Raw genomic sequence first — 22,785 nt, forward strand, 5'->3', positions numbered from 1 at the left:
TGCGTTGACTCAGTGCGCAAAAAGGGGGCTAGGCCCCCTTTTTGCCACCTTGAAATCCGCTTGTCAGCATTGTCGTTGCATCATCTTTGTCTGTGTGTGCAGTTGGCAGTGGATTTCCACAGAATTGAACGCCCGTTCCGATCGGGTGGAATGGTTGAAAACCTATCCAAGAGGATTTTGAAATGGCAGCAATTACTGCAGCGCTGGTAAAAGAACTGCGCGAGCGTACTGGCGAAGGCATGATGGACTGCAAGAAAGCCTTGGAAAAGGCTGGCGGCGACATCGAAAAAGCCATTGATGACATGCGTGCTTCGGGCGCCATCAAGGCTGCCAAGAAGGCTGGCAACGTTGCCGCCGAAGGCGCCATCGCCATCAAGGCTGACGACAAGTCCGCCGTCCTGCTGGAAGTGAACTCGCAGACCGACTTCCTGGCTCTGCAAGATGACTTCAAAAACTTCGTTGCCGAAAGCGTTGAACAGGCTTTCGCTGAAAAGCTGACCGATGCCGCTCCGCTGATCGCTTCGCGTGAAGCTGCTCGTGAAGCCCTGGTTGCCAAGTGCGGCGAAAACGTCAACATCCGTCGCCTGGTGCGCGTTGAGGGTGACGTTGTCGGTACCTACCTGCACGGTAACAAGATCGGTGTTGCTGTTGTCCTGAAGGGCGGCGACGTCCAGCTGGCCAAAGAAATCGCCATGCACGTTGCTGCCAGCAACCCTGAGTTCCTGCTGCCATCGCAGGTTTCTCCTGAGGCCATCGAGCGTGAGAAGAACGTCTTCATGACCCTCAACGAAGACAAGATGAAGGGCAAGCCAGCTGAAATCGTCGAGAAGATGATTGCTGGTCGTATCACCAAGTTCCTGGCTGAAGCCAGCCTGGTCGAGCAAGCCTTCGTGATGAACCCAGAAGTCACCGTTGGTGCTCTGGCCAAGAAAGCTGGCGCTGAAATCGTTTCCTTCACCTACTTCAAGGTCGGCGAAGGCATCGAGAAGCCAGTTGACAACTTCGCTGAAGAAGTTGCCGCTCAGCTGGCTGCTGCCAAGCAATAAGACGGATTCATCTGTCTGCCCCAAAGAGGCTGCCCGCTCACGCGCGCAGCCTCTTTGTCAAAGCGGGGGTGGTTTACGAGACCTGTTCCCGCAGGCGCTGTAGCAGCGCCACGCTAGAGTTAGAGCCGGCTGAAAACAGCCCGCCAAGAATTTTATACAAACGCCGCAGGAGAGATTCGCAATGGCTCAGCAGGTGAGTGGTCGTCAACCTCGCTATAAACGCATTTTGCTCAAACTTAGCGGCGAGGCCCTGATGGGCTCGGAAGAGTTCGGCATCGACCCGAAAGTCCTGGATCGCATGGCCCTTGAAGTCGGTCAGCTGGTTGGCATCGGTGTTCAGGTTGGCCTGGTCATTGGTGGCGGTAACCTGTTCCGCGGCGCCGCCCTGAGTGCTGCGGGCATGGATCGCGTTACTGGCGACCACATGGGGATGCTGGCTACCGTGATGAACGCCCTGGCCATGCGTGATGCGCTTGAGCGCTCGAACATCCCGGCAATCGTCATGTCGGCTATCTCCATGGTCGGTGTGACTGATCACTACGACCGCCGCAAAGGTGTGCGTCATCTCAATTCCGGCGATGTGGTGATCTTTGCCGCCGGTACCGGTAACCCGTTCTTTACCACCGATTCGGCCGCGTGCCTGCGCGCCATCGAAATCGATGCCGATGTGGTATTGAAGGCGACCAAGGTCGATGGCGTGTACACTGCCGATCCATTCAAGGATCCGCATGCTGAGAAGTTTGACCGTCTGACGTACGATGAAGTGTTGGATCGCAAACTCGGCGTGATGGACCTCACCGCAATCTGCCTGTGCCGTGATCACAAGATGCCATTGCGGGTATTTAACATGAACAAGCCTGGCGCTCTGCTGAATATCGTAGTGGGCGGCGCTGAAGGAACTCTGATCGAGGAAGGCGAAGAATGATCAACGAAATCAAGAAAGACGCTGAAAGCCGCATGGGCAAGTCCCTGGAATCGCTGGCTCGCAACCTGGCCTCCATTCGTACTGGCCGTGCGCACCCAAGCATTCTCGATAGCGTCAAGGTGCCGGCCTATGGCAGCGACATGCCATTGAATCAGGTCGCCGGTATCAGCGTGGAAGATGCGCGTACCCTGAAAATCGTTGCGCACGACAAGACGCTGATCGCTGCCATTGAAAAGGCGATCATGACCTCTGATCTGGGCCTGAACCCAAGCAGTGCCGGCACCACCATCCGTGTGCCAATGCCTGCCCTGACGGAAGAAACCCGTAAGGGTTACACCAAGCAGGCACGTGGCGTTGCCGAAGATGCCAAGGTTGCCGTGCGTAACGTGCGTCGTGATGCCCTGGCAGACCTGAAGAAGCTGTCCAAGGACAAAGAGATCAGCGAAGACGAAGAGCGTCGTGCGGCCGACGAACTGCAGAAGCTGACCGACAAGTTCGTCGCGGAAGTCGACAAGGCGCTGGAAGCCAAGGAAAAGGATCTGATGGCTGTTTGAGGCCGGGACTTTTTCATGGAAAAGAGCAAGCAGGGTGTGTCCCCGTCGGTGCCGCGCCATGTCGCGATCATCATGGACGGAAACAATCGCTGGGCGAAGAAACGTCTGCTGCCCGGCGTTGCCGGGCACAAGGCCGGTGTTGATGCCGTCCGTGCGGTGATCGAGGTGTGCGCCGAAGCCAAGGTCGAGGTACTGACCCTGTTCGCGTTCTCCAGTGAGAACTGGCAGCGGCCGGCTGATGAGGTCGGTGCGTTGATGGAGCTGTTCTTCTCGGCCTTGCGCCGCGAAGCCAAGCGCCTGAACGAGAACAACATCAGCCTTCGGATCATTGGCGATCGGTCGCGCTTTCATCCGGAGCTGCAGGCTGCCATGCGTGAGGCTGAAGCGCTGACTGCGGGCAGTGGTCGCTTTATCCTGCAAATCGCTGCCAACTACGGTGGCCAGTGGGATATCGCCCAGGCTGCCCAGCGCTTGGCGCGGGAAGTTCAGGCGGGGCATTTGCGCCCGGAAGACATCACGCCGGAGCTGCTGCAACCCTGCCTGGCTACCGGTGATCTGCCGTTGCCTGATCTGTGTATTCGCACAGGGGGGGAGCACCGTATCAGCAACTTCCTGCTTTGGCAGTTGGCCTATTCCGAGTTGTATTTCTCCGACCTGTTCTGGCCGGACTTCAAACACGAAGCCATGCGCAAGGCGCTGGCCGATTTTGCTTCGCGTCAGCGCCGCTTTGGTAGAACCAGCGAGCAGGTCGAAGCAGGAGCCCGTGCTTAATGCTTAAACAACGCATCATCACTGCGCTGATCCTGTTGCCGATCGCTCTGGGTGGTTTCTTTCTGCTCGAAGGTGGCGATTTCGCCTTGTTCATTGGTGGGGTTGTGACCCTGGGCGCTTGGGAATGGGCGCGTTTGTCGGGGCTGGTCGCCCAGGCATTGCGTATCGCTTACGCCGCCGTGGTAGCCGGTTTGCTGATGCTGCTGCACCTGATGCCGGATCTGGCCCCTTGGGTGCTCGGTGCGTCGGTGTTGTGGTGGGGGGTGGCAACCTGGCTGGTCTTGACCTATCCCGCGAGTAGCGAGTTGTGGGCCAGTGCCGCCTGCAAGCTGCTGATCGGTTTATTGATCCTTCTGCCGGCATGGCAGGGGCTTATCCTGCTCAAGCATTGGCCGCTCGGTAACGGGTTGATCATGTCGGTCATGGTGCTGGTGTGGGCTGCCGATATCGGGGCCTACTTCTCCGGTAAGGCCTTTGGCAAGCGTAAGCTGGCACCGCAGGTCAGCCCAGGCAAGAGCTGGGAAGGCGTTTATGGTGGTGTAGCGCTGAGCCTGGCCATTACCGTGGCGGTCGGCGTGAATCGTGGCTGGTCGGCCACTGAGTTGCTGTTGGGGGTGCTTGGCGCGGCATTGGTTGTTGCTGTTTCGGTCGTGGGTGACTTGACCGAGAGCATGTTCAAGCGCCGTGCAGGGATCAAGGACAGCAGCAATCTGCTGCCAGGTCATGGCGGTGTGCTGGATCGTATCGACAGCCTGACGGCTGCCATTCCGCTATTTGCTGTGCTGCTTTGGGCAGCTAACTGGGGCGCGATGTGAGCGGTCTGCAACGTATTACCGTGCTTGGGGCCACTGGCTCCATCGGCCTCAGCACGCTTGATGTAATTGCTCGTCATCCCGAGCGATACCAGGTGTTCGCATTGACCGGTTACTCGCGCTTGAGCGAGTTGCTCGCACTTTGCATTCGTCATGCCCCGTCCTATGCCGTGGTGCCAAGCGTCGAAGCCGCGCAGCAGTTGCGTGCTGACCTGCGCGCAGCCGGCTCGGCTACCGAAGTGCTGGTTGGCGAAGCGGGTTTGTGCCAGGTTGCGGCTGCCTCTGAAGTGGATACCGTCATGGCGGCCATTGTCGGTGCGGCGGGTTTGCGTCCTACCTTGGCAGCTGTCGAAGCTGGCAAGAAAGTGTTGTTGGCCAACAAGGAGGCGCTGGTCATGTCCGGCGCACTCTTCATGCAGGCTGTGCGTCAGAGTGGCGCAGTGTTGTTGCCGATCGACAGCGAGCATAATGCGATATTCCAGTGCCTGCCGGGCGATTTCTCCCGCGGCCTGCCTCAGGTTGGCGTACGGCGAATCCTGTTGACTGCGTCAGGTGGCCCGTTCCGGCAAACCCCGCAAAGCGAACTGGCTGACGTGACGCCAGAGCAGGCGTGTGCGCACCCGAACTGGTCGATGGGGCGGAAAATCTCTGTCGACTCGGCAAGCATGATGAACAAGGGGCTGGAATTGATCGAGGCCTGTTGGCTGTTCGATGCCCGGCCGGCCCAGATTGAGGTGGTCGTTCACCCACAAAGCGTAATCCACTCTCTGGTCGATTATGTGGATGGCTCTGTGCTGGCGCAGTTGGGCAATCCCGATATGCGTACACCGATTGCCAATGCGCTGGCCTGGCCTGAGCGGATTGACTCAGGGGTTGCACCACTGGATCTGTTTGCGATTGCCCGGTTGGATTTTCAGGCGCCGGATGAGCAGCGTTTCCCTTGCCTGCGCCTGTCGCGTCAGGCTGCTGACGCTGGGGGTAGTGCCCCGGCGCTGCTCAACGCAGCCAATGAGGTGGCGGTGGCTGCATTTCTTGAGCGGCGCATCCGCTTCCCGGAGATCGCGAGTATGATCGAAGATGTACTCGATCATGAGTCGGTGGTAGCGGTCGATACGCTTGAAGCCGTGTTTGCGGCTGATCACCAGGCGCGCCTTTTGGCCGGTCAGTGGTTGAGCCGTCACGGACGCTGATGCGCCGCGCTTCATGGCGCAGCGTCAGCGTCCGATGAACGTCATTCGGAGAGAGACATGAGTGCGCTCTATATGATTATCGGCACCCTGGTTGCGTTGGGTGTGCTGGTCACCTTTCACGAGTTCGGTCACTTCTGGGTGGCGCGCCGCTGCGGCGTCAAGGTTTTGCGTTTTTCAGTGGGTTTCGGTCTGCCACTGTTTCGCTGGCATGATCGGCATGGCACTGAGTTTGTGGTCGCGGCGATCCCGTTGGGTGGCTACGTCAAGATGCTCGATGAGCGAGAGGGTGAGGTGCCGCCCGATCAGCTGGATCAGTCGTTCAATCGAAAGTCGGTGCGCCAGCGCATCGCTATCGTCGCAGCCGGCCCAATTGCCAATTTTTTGCTCGCCATTCTGTTTTTCTGGGTGCTGGCCATGTTGGGCAGCCAGCAGGTGCGCCCGGTCATTGGTGCAGTCGAGGCCGATAGTATTGCTGCGGCTGCCGGTCTGGGCGCCGGTCAGGAAGTCATTGCCGTAGACGGCGAGTCGATTAACGGTTGGGCTGCGGTCAATCTCCAGTTGATCCGTCGCCTTGGTGAGACCGGTTCGCTGCAGGTGACGGTCAGGGAAGAGGGCAGCAATGCTGAGAGCACCCATGTGCTCAAGCTCGACAAGTGGCTAAAGGGTGCTGATGAGCCGGACCCGATCAATTCCCTGGGGATTCGTCCGTGGCGTCCTGCGTTGCCGCCAGTGTTGGCCGAGCTCGACCCTAAAGGCCCCGCTCAGGCTGCTGGCCTGAAACCCGGTGATCGTCTGCTGGCACTCGATGGTCAGGCGGTGAATGAGTGGCAGCAGGTGGTCGACAAGGTGCGCAGTCGTGCCGGCGGTCGCGTAACGCTGAGCGTTGAGCGCGATGGTGCCACGCTGGAGTTGCCGGTGAACCTGGCCACGCGTGGCGAAGGCAAGGCTGCCAGTGGTTATCTTGGTGCTGGGGTGAAGGCAGTCGAATGGCCGCCAAGCATGCTGCGCGAGGTGCGTTACGGGCCGCTTGCAGCGGTTGGCGAAGGGCTCTCTCGCACGTGGAACATGAGTGTTCTGACCCTGGATTCGCTCAAGAAAATGCTGTTCGGCGAGCTCTCGGTAAAAAACTTGAGCGGACCGATAACCATTGCTAAAGTGGCGGGCGCTTCGGCCCAGTCCGGTGTAGGTGATTTCCTTAATTTCCTCGCCTATCTGAGCATTAGCCTGGGGGTTCTGAATTTGCTGCCTATTCCAGTGTTGGATGGGGGGCATTTGCTGTTTTACCTGATCGAGTGGGCGCGTGGTCGCCCGCTCTCTGATCGGGTGCAAGGTTGGGGAATCCAGATCGGTATCAGTTTGGTAGTCGGGGTGATGTTGCTCGCCCTGATCAACGATTTGGGTCGTCTGTAACGCTTCGCTCAATTGCGAACCCGCCGTCTTTCGCGGAGGGTCGTTTATTGCCAGTTGGAATAAGAAAGGACTTCATGAAACGTCTGCTGCTAACTGCGGTTCTCGCCGTACTGATGATCGCTGAAGTTCACGCCGAGTCCTTCACCATCTCCGATATCCGTGTCAATGGCCTGCAGCGGGTTTCCGCTGGCAGCGTATTTGGCGCATTGCCGTTGAACGTCGGTGACGACGCCGATGACCGCCGCCTGGTGGAGTCCACCCGTGCGTTGTTCAAAACCGGCTTCTTTCAGGACATCCAACTGGGGCGTGAAGGCAACGTTTTGATCATCAACGTGGTCGAGCGTCCTTCGGTTTCGAGTATCGAGATCGATGGTAACAAGGCCATCAGTACCGAGGACCTGCTTAAGGGCTTGAAACAGTCCGGGCTGTCCGAAGGTGAAATCTTCCAGCGCGCAACCCTCGAAGGTGTGCGTAACGAGTTGCAGCGTCAGTATGTTGCCCAGGGTCGTTATTCGGCTGAGGTTGACACTGAGGTTGTACCGCAGCCGCGTAACCGCGTAGCACTGAAGATCAAGATCAACGAAGGCACCGTTGCGGCGATTCAGCACATCAACGTGGTTGGTAATACCGTCTTCTCCGATGAAGAGCTGGCCAGCCTGTTCGAGCTCAAGACCACCAACTGGCTGTCGTTCTTCAAGAACGATGACAAGTACGCTCGCGAAAAGCTCTCGGGTGACCTGGAGCGTCTGCGCTCCTACTACCTGGACCGCGGCTATATCAACATGGATATCGCCTCCACCCAGGTATCCATCACCCCAGACAAGAAACACGTCTATATCACGGTGAACGTCAACGAAGGCGAGAAGTACACCGTGCGTGACGTCAAGCTGTCCGGTGACCTGAAGGTGCCGGAAGACCAGGTCAAGGCACTGCTGCTGGTGCAACCAGGGCAGGTGTTTTCGCGCAAGGTGATGACCACCACCTCCGAGCTGATCACCCGTCGTCTGGGTAACGAAGGCTACACCTTCGCCAACGTTAACGGCGTACCCCAGCCGCACGATGATGACAAGACTGTCGACATCACCTTTGTAGTCGACCCTGGCAAGCGTGCTTACGTCAACCGCATCAACTTCCGTGGTAATACCAAGTCCGAGGATGAGGTACTGCGTCGTGAAATGCGTCAGATGGAAGGTGGTTGGGCATCGACCTATCTGATTGATCAATCCAAGACGCGTCTGGAGCGTTTGGGCTTCTTCAAGGAAGTGAACGTTGAAACCCCGGCAGTTCCGGGTACCGATGACCAGGTAGACGTCAACTACAGTGTAGAAGAGCAGGCTTCCGGTTCGATTACCGCCAGCGTTGGTTTCGCTCAGAGTGCCGGCCTGATCCTTGGCGGTTCGATCAGCCAGAACAACTTCCTCGGTACCGGTAACAAGGTTTCCATTGGCCTGACCCGTAGTGAGTACCAGAGTCGTTACAACTTCAGCTTTGTAGACCCTTACTGGACTGCCGATGGCGTCAGCCTGGGCTACAACGCGTTCTATCGCACCACTGACTACCAGGATCTGGATGTCGACGTTGCCAGCTATGCCGTGGACAGTCTCGGTGCCGGTGTCAGCGTTGGTTACCCGATCAGTGAAACCTCGCGTTTGACCTTCGGCCTGACTGCGCAGCAGGATGAGATCAAGACTGGTCGTTACACCGTTGACGAGATCTTCGATTTCGTCAAACAAGAGGGCGACAAGTACCTGAACTTCAAGGCATCCGCAGGTTGGTCCGAATCGACCCTGAACAAGGGCGTGCTGGCTACCCGTGGCCACTCACAAAGCCTGGTGCTCGAGGCGACCACGCCAGGTAGCGACCTGTCGTTCTTCAAGCTGGACTACCGTGGCCAGATGTTCAAGCCGATCACCAACGACTACACACTGCGGCTGCATACCGAGCTCGGCTACGGAGACGGCTTCGGTTCTACCGAGGGCCTGCCGTTCTACGAGAACTACTATGCAGGTGGCTTCAACTCGGTTCGTGGCTTCAAGGACAGCAGTCTTGGCCCGCGCAGTACGCCAAGTACCGGCAAGAACCCAGGCACGATTGCTGACCCGGATCAGGATCCCTTGCCGTTCGGTGGTAACGTCCTTGTACAGGGTGGTGTCGAGTTGCTGTTCCCTCTACCGTTCGTCAAGGATCAGCGCTCCCTGCGCACCTCGGTTTTCTGGGATGTGGGTAACGTGTTTGACACGCAATGCGGTTCTCAACCGGACTGTGAAAAGGTTGGCCTTTCCGGGCTGGCCAGTTCCGTTGGTTTGGGCGTGACCTGGATCACGGCGCTTGGCCCGCTGAGCTTCAGTCTGGCGATGCCGGTCAAAGAGCCGGACAGCGCCGATACCCAGGTGTTCCAATTCTCTCTGGGCCAGACCTTCTAAGGGTCTGATCCTTGTAACGACAACGGATTCTGTAGGAGTGCATCGTGCGTAAGTTGACTCAACTGGCTGTTCTGGCCGCAGCCCTGGTTGCGACCCCGGCGTTCGCCGAAATGAAAATCGCCGTGCTGAACTATCAGATGGCATTGCTGGAGTCGGATGCGGCGAAGAAGTACGCCGTTGATGCCGAGAAGAAATTCGGCCCTCAGTTGACCAAGCTGAAAAATCTGGAGAGCAGCGCCAAGGGTATCCAGGACCGCCTGGTCAAGGGTGGCGACAAGATGCCTCAAGGTGAGCGTGAGCGCCTGGAGCTTGAGTTCAAGCAGAAAGCACGTGACTTCCAGTTCCAGTCCAAGGAGTTGAACGAGGCCAAGGCAGTCGCTGATCGTGACATGCTCAAGCAACTGAAACCTAAGCTGGATGGTGCTGTTGAGGAAGTCATCAAGAAAGGTGCTTTCGACCTGGTGCTTGAGCGCGGCGCGGTAATCGATGTCAAACCTCAATACGACATCACCCGCCAAGTCATCGAGCGCATGAACCAGTCCCGCTGATATGGCATTCAGTATGAAGCTGGGGCAACTGGCAGAGTTTCTCGGGGCGACGCTCAGTGGCCCCGCTGAGCTTGAAATCGTCGGTCTGGCAACCTTGCAGGATGCCGGTCCGGGGCAGTTGAGCTTCCTGGCCAACCCTCAGTACCGCAAGTACCTGGGTGAGAGCAATGCCGCCGCGGTGTTGCTCAAGGCAAGCGATGCTGAAGGTTTTGCCGGTCACGCACTGATCGTGCCTGACCCTTATCTTGCGTATGCGCGCATTTCCCACCTGTTTGATCCCAAACCAAAGGCTGTGGCGGGAGTTCATCCCAGCGCCGTGGTGGCTGCGGACGCTCAGGTGGATGCGAGCGCCAGTATTGGAGCCTTCGCTGTTATCGAAAGCGGTGCGCAGATCGGCCCGGGTGTGACCGTTGGCGCACAGTGTTATATCGGTGCACGTTGCGTGATTGGCGAGGGTGGTTGGCTCGCACCCAAGGTGACCCTGTATCATGACGTGCGCATTGGCAAGCGTGTCGTGATTCAGTCGGGTGCCGTGTTGGGTGGCGAAGGTTTCGGATTTGCCAACGAGAAGGGTGTCTGGCAGAAAATCGCGCAGATTGGTGGTGTGACGATCGGCGATGATGTCGAGATTGGTGTCAACACCGCTATTGATCGTGGTGCCTTGGCCGATACCTGTATTGGCAATGGCGTCAAACTCGACAACCAGATCCAGATTGCGCACAACGTTCAGATCGGCGATCACACGGCCATGGCGGCTTGTGTCGGCATTTCCGGCAGTACCAAGATCGGCAAGCATTGCACGATCGCAGGCGGTGTCGGCATGGTCGGTCATATCGATGTCTGCGATGGTGTGTTCGTTTCCGGCATGACGATGGTCACCCGCTCAATCACTGAGCCGGGCGCCTACTCCTCCGGTACGGCCATGCAGCCGTTGGCAGAGTGGCGCAAGAGCGCGGCGCGAATTCGCCAGTTGGATGAGATGGCAAAACGCCTCGTCCAAGTGGAAAAGCGCGTCGACACCGTGACCTCGGACGGCAAAGCTTCATCAGAAGGCTGATACCATTTCCTGATCAGGCGTGCTCAACTGCTGGATAGCCGCCTTGATTTGCAAAAGGAGCGTTAAACCAAGGTTTACGCTCCCTATCTTTACTACAGGCTTCCCCCCGAAATGATGGACATCAACGAGATTCGCGAATACCTGCCTCACCGTTACCCGTTCCTGTTGGTGGACCGGGTAGTGGACTTGGACGTAGAGGCTCAGCGCATTCGTGCCTACAAGAATGTCAGCATCAACGAGCCTTTCTTCAATGGTCACTTCCCGGCGCACCCGATCATGCCGGGCGTATTGATCATCGAGGCCATGGCCCAGGCAGCCGGTATCCTCGGCTTCAAGATGCTCGACGTCAAACCTGCGGACGGCACCCTGTATTACTTCGTGGGCTCCGACAAGCTGCGCTTCCGTCAGCCGGTTCTGCCGGGCGATCAGCTGATTCTTGAAGCCAAGTTCATCAGTTGCAAGCGCCAGATCTGGAAGTTCGATTGCCAGGCTTCGGTGGACGGCAAGCCTGTCTGCTCGGCTGAGATCATCTGCGCGGAACGTAAACTATGAGTTTGATTGACCCTCGGGCAATCATCGACCCTTCGGCCAAGCTGGCCGAAGGCGTTGAGGTCGGCCCCTGGTCGATTATCGGCGCAAATGTCGAGATCGGGGAGGGGACCGTTGTCGGTCCGCATGTGATTATCAAAGGGCCAACCCGTATTGGTCGGCATAATCGCATCTATCAGTTTTCCTCTGTTGGCGAAGACACCCCTGATCTGAAATACAAGGGTGAACCTACCCGTCTGGTCATTGGCGATCACAATGTGATTCGCGAGGGTGTGACGATCCATCGTGGTACCGTACAAGACCGTTCGGAGACCACCCTGGGTGATCACAACCTGATCATGGCCTATGCTCACATCGGTCACGACAGCGTAATTGGCAACCATTGCATTCTGGTTAACAACACTGCATTGGCCGGCCATGTGCATGTCGATGATTGGGCGATACTCTCCGGCTTCACGCTGGTTCACCAGTTCTGCCATATCGGTGCTCACAGCTTCTCCGGTATGGGGACGGCAATTGGCAAGGATGTACCGGCTTTTGTGACGGTGTTTGGTAACCCTGCTGAAGCACGCAGCATGAACTTCGAGGGCATGCGCCGTCGTGGCTTCAGTGACGACGCCATCCATGCGCTACGCCGCGCTTACAAGGTGGTCTATCGCCAAGGACTGACGGTCGAGCAGGCTATCGTCGAGCTCACCGAGTCGGCCAGTCAATTCCCTGAAGTCGACCTGTTCCTCACGTCGATCAAGAACTCCACTCGCGGCATCACCCGCTGACCATGGCGCAGCTTTGTGTAGCGCTGGTGGCAGGTGAGGCCAGTGGCGATATCCTGGGTGCGGGCCTGATGCGCGCATTGAAGACCCGTCACCCGGATATCCGCTTCATCGGCGTAGGCGGCCCATTGATGCAGGCCGAGGGCCTTGATTCGTATTTCCCGATGGAACGCTTGGCTGTCATGGGCCTGGTTGAGGTGCTTGGGCGTCTGCGCGAACTGCTCAAGCGGCGCAAGGCGCTGATCCAGACACTGATCGCCGAAAAGCCCGATGTGTTCATCGGTATCGATGCCCCGGACTTTACGCTCAATATCGAACTGAAGCTGCGCCAGGTCGGAATCAAGACGGTGCATTACGTCAGCCCGTCCGTTTGGGCCTGGCGTCAGAAGCGTGTGTTGAAGATTCGCGAAGGTTGCGACCTTATGCTCACCCTGTTGCCCTTCGAGGCGAAGTTCTACGAAGAGCAGGGCGTGCCGGTGCGTTTCGTCGGTCATCCGTTGGCCGATACTATCGATCTTGAGTGCGACCGCAGTGCTGCTCGCGCTCAGTTGGGGTTGCCGGATGGGCCGCTGGTGGCCTTGATGCCGGGTAGCCGTGGTGGTGAGGTAGGCCGTCTGGGCGCGTTGTTCCTGGATGCCGCGCAACGCCTGAGGGAGCGTGTCCCGGATGTGCGCTTCGTCTCCCCTTGCGCCAACGCGCTGCGTCGTGAACAGCTCGAGCAAATGCTGGTTGGTCGTGATCTGCCGGTAACCCTGCTCGACGGTCAGTCGCATCAGGCCTTGGCGGCCTGTGATGCCGTGTTGATTGCTTCCGGTACTGCCACCCTTGAAGCGCTACTGTTCAAGCGGCCAATGGTGGTTGCCTATCGCCTGGCGCCGTTGACCTACTGGATTCTCAAGCGTCTGGTGAAAAGCCCGTACGTCTCGCTGCCTAACTTGCTGGCCCAGCGCCTGTTGGTGCCGGAACTGTTGCAGGATGCAGCGACGCCCGAGGCGCTGGCAGAGACGTTGCTGCCGTTGCTTGCCGATGGCCGTGGACAGACCGACAGCTTTGATCAGATTCACCGTACGCTGCGCCGTGACGCCTCCAATCAGGCGGCTGAAGCGGTGCTGGCCTTGCTGGAAAAACGATAAATGCAAATGGGACTGGACTTCAATCTGGTCGAGGACCTTGTCGCCGGTGTTGACGAGGTCGGTCGTGGGCCTCTGTGTGGCGCGGTGGTCACCGCTGCGGTGATCCTGGACCCGAAGCGGCCGATTCTTGGCCTGAATGACTCGAAAAAGCTCACCGAAGCACGTCGTGAAAAGCTGTTCGATGAAATCTGTGAAAAGGCGCTCAGCTTTTGCATCGCCCGGGCCGAGGTCGAAGAGATTGATCAACTGAACATCCTGCATGCCACCATGTTGGCCATGCAGCGTGCGGTAGAGGGGTTGCATATCACCCCGAAACTGGCGTTGATCGACGGTAACCGCTGCCCCAAGCTCGATGTGCCGGCGGCGCCAGTGGTCAAGGGTGATAGCCAGGTGCCTGCAATTGCGGCGGCCTCGATCCTGGCCAAGGTCACGCGCGACCGCGAGATGGCAGCCTTCGAGAAAGTCTACCCCGGTTACGGCATTGGCGGGCATAAGGGCTACCCGACACCTGTGCACCTTGAAGCACTGGCCCGGCTGGGCCCGACCCCCATTCATCGGCGCTCATTCGCACCGGTGCGTGCCGCCTTCGAGGCCCGCGAGATACAGGCTGGCGGTTTCCCGGATATCTGACCGCTTGACCATTCATTTTCGGCCAGTGTTCTGCACCGGCTGATGTTTCGCTCAAGGCCCGGTACAATCCGGGCCTTGTTGTTTTGCGCTGCTATAGGATCATCATGTCGGCTTCCTTCGTTCATCTTCGCCTGCACACCGAATACTCGCTGGTCGATGGCCTGGTGCGCATCAAGCCGCTGGTCAAGGCGCTGGCCGGGATGAACATGCCGGCAGTCGCGGTCACTGACCAGAGCAACATGTGTTCGCTGGTCAAGTTCTACAAGGCAGCCATGGGCGCGGGCGTCAAGCCGATCTGTGGCGCCGACCTGTGGCTGGCAAGCGCGGACCCGGATGCGCCTCTGGCACGCATCTGCTTTCTGGCGATGGATGCCCAGGGTTATCGCAACCTCACCGAGTTGATTTCCCGCGGTTGGATGGACGGGCAGCGCAATGGTCTGGTTATCATCGAGCGTGACTGGATTGCCCAGGCCAGCGAAGGTCTGATTGCCCTCTCTGCGGCCCGCGAAGGCGATATCGGCATGGCATTGCTCGCGGGTAATCCCGACGAGGCAGAACGCCTGCTGCGTGACTGGATGGTAATGTTCCCGGAGCGCTTCTATGTGGAAGTGCAACGCACTAACCGCACGGGCGACGAAGAGTACCTGCACGCTGCGGTGGCCCTGGCTGACAAGCTCGGCGCGCCTCTGGTGGCGACCAACGATGTACGGTTCATCAAACAGTCGGACTTCGATGCGCATGAAACGCGCGTCTGCATCGGCGAAGGTCGGGCGCTGGATGACCCGCGCCGCTCGCGTAACTACAGTGATCAGCAATACCTGAAAAGCCCGGCGGAAATGGCCGAGCTGTTCAGTGATCTGCCTGAGGCGCTGGAGAACACGGTTGAAATTGCCAAGCGTTGCAACATCCAGGTGCAGCTGGGTAAATACTTCCTGCCGGACTTCCCGACGCCCAATGGCATGTCCATCGACGACTACCTGCGTCATGTATCACATGAGGGCCTGGAAGAGCGTCTGGCGGTGTTGTGGCCCAAAGAGACCACGCCCGACTATGAGACGAAGCGCCAGACCTACCTGGACCGGCTGAAGTTCGAACTCGACATCATCATCCAGATGGGGTTCCCGGGTTACTTCCTGATCGTTATGGACTTCATCAAGTGGGCCAAGAACAACGGCGTGCCGGTAGGCCCAGGCCGTGGGTCGGGTGCGGGCTCACTGGTGGCTTACGTTCTGAAGATCACCGACCTCGATCCGCTGGCTTACGACTTGCTGTTTGAGCGGTTCCTCAACCCTGAACGGATCTCCATGCCCGACTTCGACGTCGACTTCTGCATGGACGGTCGTGACCGGGTGATTGACTATGTGGCTGAAGCCTATGGGCGCAATGCGGTAAGTCAGATCATTACCTTTGGCACCATGGCGGCGAAGGCGGTAGTGCGAGACGTGGCACGGGTGCAGGGCAAGTCTTACGGGCTTGCCGACCGGTTGTCGAAGATGATCCCGTTCGAAGTCGGCATGACCCTGGAAAAGGCCTACGAGCAGGAGGAGATGCTGCGCGACTTCCTCAAGAGCGATGAGGAAGCCCAGGAGATCTGGGACATGGCCCTGAAGCTTGAAGGGGTTACGCGCGGCACGGGTAAACACGCCGGTGGTGTGGTAATCGCCCCGACCAAGCTGACCGACTTCTCGCCGATTGCCTGTGACGAAGAGGGCGGCGGCCTGGTAACCCAGTTCGACAAGGACGATGTTGAGGCTGCGGGCCTGGTGAAGTTCGACTTCCTCGGCTTGCGTACCCTGACCATCATCAAATGGGCGATGGAGACGATCAACCGTGAGCAGGCCAAGAACGGCCTGGACGATCTGAACATCGATTTCATCCCGCTTGACGACAGAAAGACCTTCGAACTGCTGCAAAAAGCCGAAACGACGGCAGTGTTCCAGCTTGAATCGCGGGGTATGAAAGAGCTGATCAAAAAGCTCAAGCCCGACTGCCTGGAAGACCTCATTGCACTGGTTGCGCTGTTCCGTCCCGGCCCGCTGCAGTCGGGCATGGTGGACGACTTCATCAACCGTAAGCACGGCCGCGCCGAGCTGGCCTATCCGCACCCGGACTACCAGTACGAAGGCCTGAAGCCGGTACTGGCGCCTACCTACGGCATCATCCTGTATCAGGAACAGGTGATGCAGATCGCTCAGGTCATGGCGGGTTACACCTTGGGTGGCGCGGACATGCTCCGTCGGGCCATGGGCAAGAAAAAGCCCGAGGAGATGGCCAAGCAGCGCGGCGGTTTCATCGAAGGGTGTGCGAACAACAATATTGATGCTGAGCTTGCCGGTAACATCTTTGACCTGGTAGAGAAGTTTGCCGGTTACGGCTTCAACAAGTCTCACTCGGCGGCCTATGGCCTGGTGTCGTACCAGACCGCCTGGCTCAAGACCCACTACCCGGCACCGTTCATGGCGGCGGTGCTCTCGGCGGATATGCACAACACCGACAAGGTGGTCACGCTGATCGAGGAAGTGCGCAGCATGAAGCTGCGTCTGGACGCCCCGGACGTTAACACTTCGGACTTCAAGTTCACGGTCAACGACGACGGTCGGATTGTCTACGGCCTGGGCGCGATCAAGGGTGTTGGTGAAGGGCCGGTAGAAGCCATTGTCGAGGCTCGCGCCGACGGTCCGTTCAAGGATCTGTTCGATTTCTGCGAGCGCGTGGACCTCAAGCGCATCAACAAGCGCACCCTCGATGCACTGGTTCGTAGCGGCGCGCTGGATCGCCTGGGGCCTTATTTTCATGACGAGCTCAAGGCCTACCAGGCCAACATCGACCGCAACCGTGCGGTACTGCTGGCGGCCATGGAGGAGGCAATCAAGTCGGCGGAGCAGACTGCGCGTACCCATGACAGCGGCCACGCCGATCTGTTTGGGGGGCTGTTCGTCGAGGAAGACGCCGACGTTTATGCCAATCATCGCAAGGCCCGAGAACTCACCCTCAAGGAGCGCCTGCGGGGCGAGAAAGATACCCTTGGCCTCTATCTGACCGGGCACCCGATCGATGAGTATGAAGGTGAGATTCGTCGTTTCGCGCGCCAGCGGATCATTGATCTGAAGCCAGCCCGTGACACCCAGACCGTCGCGGGCATGATCATCGCCCTGCGGGTGATGAAGAACAAGAAAGGCGACAAGATGGGCTTTGTGACCCTTGACGACCGTTCCGGACGGATCGAGGCGTCCTTGTTCGCCGATGCATTCCATTCTGCTCAGGCATTGTTGCAGACCGACGCAATGGTCGTGGTTGAAGGGGAGGTCAGTAACGATGACTTCTCCGGCGGCTTGCGCCTGCGGGTCAAGCGCGTCATGAGCATGGAAGATGCGCGTACCAACCTGGCCGAAAGCCTGCGCCTGAAGGTGCGTAGTGATGCGCTCAAAGGTGATCGCTTGACCTGGTTGGGGGAGTTGTTCAAGCGTCATCGTGGCGCCTGCCCGATCACATTGGAGTACACCGGAACCGATGCCAAGGCCTTGCTGCAGTTCGGCGAGGGCTGGCGTATCGATCCGGCCGATGGCTTGATCCAGGCACTGCGTGACCAGTTCGGACGTGAGAACGTCTTTTTGCAATATCGATGAATTTTTAATCTCGACCTGAATGCGCCCGATCCCTTAAGGTAGGGCGCCAAACGGATCAACCGGCCGGCCGCCTGGCCGTCGACCCAAGACGGAAGCCTATGAACCCGAATTTTCTGGATTTCGAACAGCCGATTGCTGACCTGCAAGCCAAGATCGAAGAGCTGCGCCTGGTTGGTAACGACAACTCGCTGAACATTGGCGAAGAAATTTCGCGCCTGCAGGACAAGAGCAGCGCCCTGACTGCCAGCATCTTCAACAATCTGACCAGTTGGCAGATTGCACGAATGGCTCGTCATCCGCGCCGTCCTTACACCCTGGACTACATCGAGCACATCTTCACCGAGTTCGACGAACTGCACGGTGACCGTCACTTCTCCGACGATGCCGCCATTGTTGGTGGTGTCGCCCGCCTGGACAGTCGGCCAGTCATGGTCATCGGTCATCAGAAAGGCCGCGAAGTGCGCGAGAAAGTTCGCCGCAACTTCGGTATGCCGCGCCCTGAAGGCTACCGCAAGGCGTGCCGCCTGATGGAAATGGCCGAGCGGTTCAAGATGCCGATCCTCACCTTCATCGACACGCCAGGTGCTTACCCGGGTATCGACGCTGAAGAGCGCAACCAAAGCGAAGCCATTGCCTGGAACCTGCGCGTCATGGCACGTCTTAAAACCCCGATCATCGCCACCGTTATCGGTGAAGGTGGTTCCGGTGGTGCGCTGGCCATTGGTGTCTGCGACCAACTGAACATGCTGCAATACTCCACCTATTCGGTGATCTCGCCAGAAGGCTGCGCGTCGATTCTCTGGAAAACCTCCGAGAAGGCCGCTGATGCTGCCGAGGCCATGGGCATTACCGCCGAGCGTCTGAAAGGCCTGGGTATTGTCGACAAGGTCATTGCCGAGCCACTGGGTGGTGCTCACCGTGATCCAGCGGCGGCGGCGGCTTCGATCCGTGGCGAGTTGCTTGAGCAACTGGACATGCTGAAGAAGTTCGATAACGACGCGCTGCTCAAGCGTCGTTACGATCGTCTGATGAGCTACGGGCTCTGATCTGAAGACATCGGTGCCCCGCTTGCAGGTATGCCAGGCTCCCTTCAGGGGCTGGCATGCCGGTGAACGCGTGCAGAGCGCTCGCTGACGAGGTGCCCCGATGACTGATCTCCCTACCAGGCTGCTTGCCAGCCTGGCACCCTGGCGCAACGCACCGTCCTGGTGTGTTGCGCTATCCGGTGGGCTGGACTCCACTGTCCTGCTTCATCTGCTGGCGCTGTTGTCCCGCCAGCATGCCTTCCCCCCTCTACGTGCCATCCACATCCATCACGGCCTTCAGGCCGCTGCTGACGCGTGGCCGCAGCTTTGCCAGCAACGCTGCGACGCGCTTGGTATTGAGCTTCAGGTCATTCATGTCACGGTAGCGCCGGGTGCGAGCCTGGAGCAGGGCGCAAGGGATGCACGCTACCGGGCGTTTGCTGAAGCATTGCGCCCTGCTGAGGTGTTGTTGACGGCTCAACACCGTGAGGATCAGGCTGAAACCGTACTGTTTCGGTTGCTGCGTGGCGCTGGTGTGCGAGGGTTGGCGGCGATGCCGGTGCAGCGCCCATTGGGTGCGGGGCGCTTGGTGCGTCCACTTTTGGCGGTGGGGCGCGAAGAACTGGAGCGTTATGCGGCGCAGCAGGGGCTGGAGTGGATCGACGATCCTTCAAACACCGATTGTCGCTTCTCACGCAACTACTTGCGCCATGACGTGTTTCCGGTGTTGACCCGGCGCTGGCCTCAGGCGGCACAAAGCCTTGCACGCAGCGCTGCTCACCTCGAGGAAGCCCGCGTATTGCTTGAGGAACTGGCGCAGCAGGATCTGCTACAGGCCCGAACGGCTAGTGGTTTTGAATGGCTGGCATTGCCTTCGTTGGATTTGCCGACACTCCGGGCGCTTTCCCCGGCGCGCCAGCGCAACGCGTTGCAGTCCTGGCTGGCTGAGTACACTCGTTTACCCGACAGCCGGCACTGGGCTGGGTGGGAGAGCGTGCGGGATGCGGCCGACGGCAGTCGTGCCCTTTGGCGTCTCACCGATGGTGAGTTGCACCGTTGCGGCGATCGGATCTGGTGGTTGGCAGGTGACTGGCTTAAACCGCAGCCACCGACTCAGCCCTGGCGTGATCCTGGTCGACCACTGGCGTTGATCGATAACGGCTGTGTCCGTATAAGTGGTGGAGTGCCGCAGGGCTTAGTGCAGATTCGCTATCGTCAGGGCGGTGAAATGCTTCAGGTGCCAGGCCGAGGCCAGCGCGATCTCAAGCGTTTGCTCAACGAGCAGCATTTGCCGCTGTTCGTGCGCGCTCGGCTACCCTTACTGTTCGAGGGTGAGCGTCTGTTGGCAGTAGCGAACCTGCCTTCGCTGGCGCAGGACCAGTGGCAATTGCACTGGTCAGCACCGACGAACGCGCAAGGTTTGAGATGAAGGGCAGTTTCGGGTAGACTACGCTCCCTTCTTGATACAGCTTCTGTGACTTCATCGAAATCACGGGAGTTGCCGATTACCAAGCAGTTTTTTGCTGGGCGATTCTAAAAATGTTTAGCGAGCTCCTTACCGGGTTTTTTAGCCCCGGTCTGTCCAGACGCGGCAGTTTTTTAAGATGCACTGTGATTGACGCAGGTGATCGGGGGCTTCGGCCTTCCTTCGCTTTCCCCGGCGGCGCAGACCGCTTTAACGCAGACTTCTAGGGTTTTTCATGACGCGCTACATATTCGTCACGGGCGGTGTTGTTTCTTCATTGGGGAAAGGCATTGCCTCGGCTTCATTGGCGGCCATCCTGGAGGCGCGGGGGCTCAAGGTCACCATGCTCAAGCTGGACCCGTACATCAACGTCGACCCGGGCACCATGAGCCCGTTCCAGCACGGTGAGGTGTTCGTCACCCACGACGGCGCCGAGACCGACCTGGACCTGGGCCACTATGAGCGGTTCATCCGCACGACCATGACCCAGAACAACAACTTCACCACCGGGCGTGTCTACGAGCACGTGCTGCGCAAGGAGCGCCGTGGTGATTATCTGGGCGCGACCATCCAGGTCATTCCGCACATCACCGACGAAATCAAGCGTCGCATCATCAAGGGCGCCGGCGATGCCGACGTGGCCCTGGTGGAAATCGGCGGTACTGTGGGTGACATTGAGTCGCAACCGTTCCTCGAAGCGATCCGTCAGCTGCGTGTTGAAGTAGGCTCCAAGCGCGCCATGCTGATGCACCTGACGCTGGTTCCGTACATTGCCACTGCCGGTGAGACCAAAACCAAGCCGACTCAGCATTCGGTCAAGGAGCTGCGCTCCATTGGTCTGCAGCCAGACGTACTGATTTGCCGCTCCGACCACCCGGTCGATGTGTCTTCTCGTCGCAAGATTGCCCTGTTCACCAACGTTGAAGAGCGTGCGGTGATCTCCCTGGAAGACGTCGACACCATCTACAAGATCCCGGCCGTACTGCACGCCCAGGGTCTGGATGATTTCGTCGTCGAGCGTTTCGGCCTGCAATGCAACGGTGCCGACCTGTCCGAGTGGGAAAAGGTTGTCGACGCCAAGCTCAACCCCGAGCATGAAGTCACCATCGCCATGGTCGGTAAGTACATGGAGCTGCTGGACGCGTACAAGTCGCTGATCGAAGCGATGAGCCACGCCGGCATCCAGAACCGCACCAAGGTCAACCTGCGCTACATCGACTCCGAAGACATCGAGAACCAGGGCACAGGCCTGCTCGAAGGTGCTGACGCCATCCTGGTACCCGGTGGTTTCGGTCTGCGCGGTGTCGAAGGCAAGATCACTGCCGTTCAGTACGCCCGTGAGAACAAGGTGCCTTACCTGGGCATCTGCCTGGGCATGCAGGTTGCCGTGATCGAATTCGCGCGTAACGTCATGGGCTGGAAAGACGCCAACTCCACCGAGTTCGATCGCAACAGCGGTCACCCGGTTGTCGGTTTGATCACCGAGTGGGCTGACGCTACCGGCGCCGTCGAAACCCGTACCGAAACTTCCGACCTGGGCGGCACCATGCGCCTTGGCGCTCAAGAGTGCCAGTTGGAGGGCGGTTCCAAGGTTCATGACTGCTATGGCAAGGACGTCATTGTCGAGCGTCATCGCCACCGCTATGAAGTGAACAACAACCTGTTGCCGCAGTTGATCGAAGCTGGCCTGAAAGTGTCCGGTCGTTCCGGCGACGGCGCACTGGTTGAAGTTGTCGAGGCCAAGGATCATCCATGGTTCGTCGCTTGCCAGTTCCACCCGGAGTTCACCTCCACGCCACGTGATGGCCACCCACTGTTCAGTGGTTTCGTGAAGGCGGCACTGGCACAACGGAACAAAGGCTGATCCATGACCCAGAAGATCATTCGCGTCGGTAACATCGAGATCGCCAACGACAAGCCAATGGTGCTGTTCGGTGGTATGAACGTGCTGGAAAGTCGTGACCTGGCGCTCAAGGTCTGCGAAGAGTACGTGCGGGTGACCGAGAAGCTCGGTATCCCTTACGTGTTCAAGGCCAGCTTCGACAAGGCCAACCGTTCTTCGATCAATTCGTATCGTGGGCCGGGCCTGGAAGAGGGCATGCGGATTTTCGAGGACGTGAAGAAAGCGTTCGGCGTGCCCGTTATCACTGACGTGCATGAGCCGGACCAGGCTGCCACGGTGGCCAAGGTCTGCGACATCATCCAGTTGCCGGCCTTTCTGTCGCGTCAGACCGATCTGGTCGTGGCCATGGCCAAGACCGGCGCTGTGATCAATATCAAGAAAGCCCAGTTCCTCGCACCGCAGGAGATGAAGCACATCCTGACCAAGTGCGAGGAGGCCGGTAACGATCAGTTGATCCTCTGCGAGCGTGGTTCCAGCTTCGGCTATAACAACCTGGTGGTGGACATGCTGGGCTTCGGTATCATGAAGCAGTTTGAATACCCGGTGTTCTTCGACGTCACCCACGCCCTGCAAATGCCGGGCGGCCGAGCCGATTCGGCCGGTGGTCGTCGTGCCCAGGTCACCGACCTCGCCAAGGCTGGCATCAGCCAAGGCCTGGCAGGTCTGTTCCTGGAGGCCCATCCGGATCCGGACAACGCCAAGTGCGATGGTCCATGCGCCCTGCGCCTGGACAAACTGGAGCCATTCCTGGCCCAGCTTAAGCAACTGGATGATCTGGTTAAGAGTTTTCCGACGGTAGAAACCGCGTAATCCTCATTTCTCCGGTAAAGTACCGCACGCTCAACCCCTGACCAACCGGTCAGGGTTCTCTCCCCGCCAGGCTTGCCTTGCCTGTTTTTCCTTGTCTGGCGGCGGGCAAAGATTTTTCTCAGCTGCGTTGTTTTC

At 58.7% G+C, this 22,785-nt stretch carries 19 protein-coding genes; all 19 read left to right on the forward strand.

Annotation, left to right across the window (positions count from 1 at the left end):
- Nucleotides 1-182: 182 nt before the first annotated feature.
- The 19 genes from tsf to kdsA all read left to right on the forward strand — a co-directional run bounded on the left by tsf (nt 183) and on the right by kdsA (nt 22,650).
- Nucleotides 183-1,046: a translation elongation factor Ts gene (gene tsf, locus ACZ9H3_RS20740; RefSeq protein ID WP_099773715.1), complete on the forward strand. Its 864-nt coding sequence runs from the start codon at nt 183-185 to the stop codon at nt 1,044-1,046.
- A 181-nt stretch (nt 1,047-1,227) separates the two neighbouring features.
- Nucleotides 1,228-1,971, forward strand: a complete 744-nt coding sequence (gene pyrH, locus ACZ9H3_RS20745) for a UMP kinase (RefSeq protein WP_099773716.1) — start codon at nt 1,228-1,230, stop codon at nt 1,969-1,971.
- Entirely contained in the window at nt 1,968-2,525 is a 558-nt protein-coding gene (frr, locus tag ACZ9H3_RS20750; protein ID WP_099773717.1) for a ribosome recycling factor, read from the forward strand. Before pyrH ends, frr begins: the two co-directional genes overlap by 4 nt.
- 15 nt (nt 2,526-2,540) lie before the next feature.
- On the forward strand, nt 2,541-3,296 hold the full coding sequence (gene uppS / locus ACZ9H3_RS20755; protein WP_099773718.1) for a polyprenyl diphosphate synthase: 756 nt from the start codon (nt 2,541-2,543) through the stop codon (nt 3,294-3,296).
- Nucleotides 3,296-4,111, forward strand: coding sequence for a phosphatidate cytidylyltransferase (locus ACZ9H3_RS20760; protein WP_099773719.1), 816 nt, complete (start codon nt 3,296-3,298; stop codon nt 4,109-4,111). Before uppS ends, ACZ9H3_RS20760 begins: the two co-directional genes overlap by 1 nt.
- Nucleotides 4,108-5,298, forward strand: a complete 1,191-nt coding sequence (gene ispC, locus ACZ9H3_RS20765; RefSeq protein ID WP_099773720.1) for a 1-deoxy-D-xylulose-5-phosphate reductoisomerase — start codon at nt 4,108-4,110, stop codon at nt 5,296-5,298. Before ACZ9H3_RS20760 ends, ispC begins: the two co-directional genes overlap by 4 nt.
- Before the next feature lie 57 nt (nt 5,299-5,355).
- The gene (gene rseP, locus ACZ9H3_RS20770; RefSeq protein WP_330522083.1) at nt 5,356-6,708 is read left to right on the forward strand and encodes a sigma E protease regulator RseP; all 1,353 of its coding nucleotides are present in this window, start codon (nt 5,356-5,358) and stop codon (nt 6,706-6,708) included.
- 74 nt (nt 6,709-6,782) lie between these two features.
- Nucleotides 6,783-9,131 (forward strand): outer membrane protein assembly factor BamA, encoded by a 2,349-nt coding sequence (bamA, locus tag ACZ9H3_RS20775; protein ID WP_102052869.1) that lies wholly within the window; start codon nt 6,783-6,785, stop codon nt 9,129-9,131.
- 44 nt (nt 9,132-9,175) lie between these two features.
- Entirely contained in the window at nt 9,176-9,679 is a 504-nt protein-coding gene (locus ACZ9H3_RS20780; protein WP_099773723.1) for an OmpH/Skp family outer membrane protein, read from the forward strand.
- Nucleotide 9,680: 1 nt separating this feature from the next.
- Nucleotides 9,681-10,736, forward strand: a complete 1,056-nt coding sequence (gene lpxD, locus ACZ9H3_RS20785; protein WP_330522084.1) for a UDP-3-O-(3-hydroxymyristoyl)glucosamine N-acyltransferase — start codon at nt 9,681-9,683, stop codon at nt 10,734-10,736.
- Nucleotides 10,737-10,847: 111 nt separating this feature from the next.
- A complete protein-coding gene (fabZ, locus tag ACZ9H3_RS20790; protein WP_099773725.1) occupies nt 10,848-11,288 on the forward strand; it encodes a 3-hydroxyacyl-ACP dehydratase FabZ in 441 nt (146 codons plus the stop codon).
- Entirely contained in the window at nt 11,285-12,061 is a 777-nt protein-coding gene (gene lpxA, locus ACZ9H3_RS20795) for an acyl-ACP--UDP-N-acetylglucosamine O-acyltransferase (RefSeq protein WP_099773726.1), read from the forward strand. The genes fabZ and lpxA overlap by 4 nt, the downstream gene beginning before the upstream one ends.
- A gap of 2 nt (nt 12,062-12,063) precedes the next feature.
- On the forward strand, nt 12,064-13,191 hold the full coding sequence (gene lpxB, locus ACZ9H3_RS20800; RefSeq protein ID WP_330522086.1) for a lipid-A-disaccharide synthase: 1,128 nt from the start codon (nt 12,064-12,066) through the stop codon (nt 13,189-13,191).
- Nucleotides 13,192-13,821 (forward strand): ribonuclease HII, encoded by a 630-nt coding sequence (gene rnhB, locus ACZ9H3_RS20805; RefSeq protein ID WP_099773728.1) that lies wholly within the window; start codon nt 13,192-13,194, stop codon nt 13,819-13,821.
- Between the two features lie 104 nt (nt 13,822-13,925).
- On the forward strand, nt 13,926-17,447 hold the full coding sequence (gene dnaE, locus ACZ9H3_RS20810) for a DNA polymerase III subunit alpha (protein ID WP_476222322.1): 3,522 nt from the start codon (nt 13,926-13,928) through the stop codon (nt 17,445-17,447).
- A gap of 98 nt (nt 17,448-17,545) precedes the next feature.
- Nucleotides 17,546-18,493, forward strand: coding sequence for an acetyl-CoA carboxylase carboxyl transferase subunit alpha (gene accA, locus ACZ9H3_RS20815; RefSeq protein ID WP_476222324.1), 948 nt, complete (start codon nt 17,546-17,548; stop codon nt 18,491-18,493).
- A 100-nt stretch (nt 18,494-18,593) separates the two neighbouring features.
- Nucleotides 18,594-19,901, forward strand: a complete 1,308-nt coding sequence (gene tilS / locus ACZ9H3_RS20820) for a tRNA lysidine(34) synthetase TilS (RefSeq protein WP_476222326.1) — start codon at nt 18,594-18,596, stop codon at nt 19,899-19,901.
- A 271-nt stretch (nt 19,902-20,172) separates the two neighbouring features.
- Complete coding sequence (locus tag ACZ9H3_RS20825) at nt 20,173-21,801, forward strand: CTP synthase (RefSeq protein WP_099773732.1); 1,629 nt, start codon at nt 20,173-20,175, stop codon at nt 21,799-21,801.
- A 3-nt stretch (nt 21,802-21,804) separates the two neighbouring features.
- Nucleotides 21,805-22,650 (forward strand): 3-deoxy-8-phosphooctulonate synthase, encoded by an 846-nt coding sequence (gene kdsA / locus ACZ9H3_RS20830; RefSeq protein ID WP_099773733.1) that lies wholly within the window; start codon nt 21,805-21,807, stop codon nt 22,648-22,650.
- Nucleotides 22,651-22,785 lie beyond the last annotated feature (135 nt).

The organism is Pseudomonas sp. TE3910 (assembly GCF_056279025.1).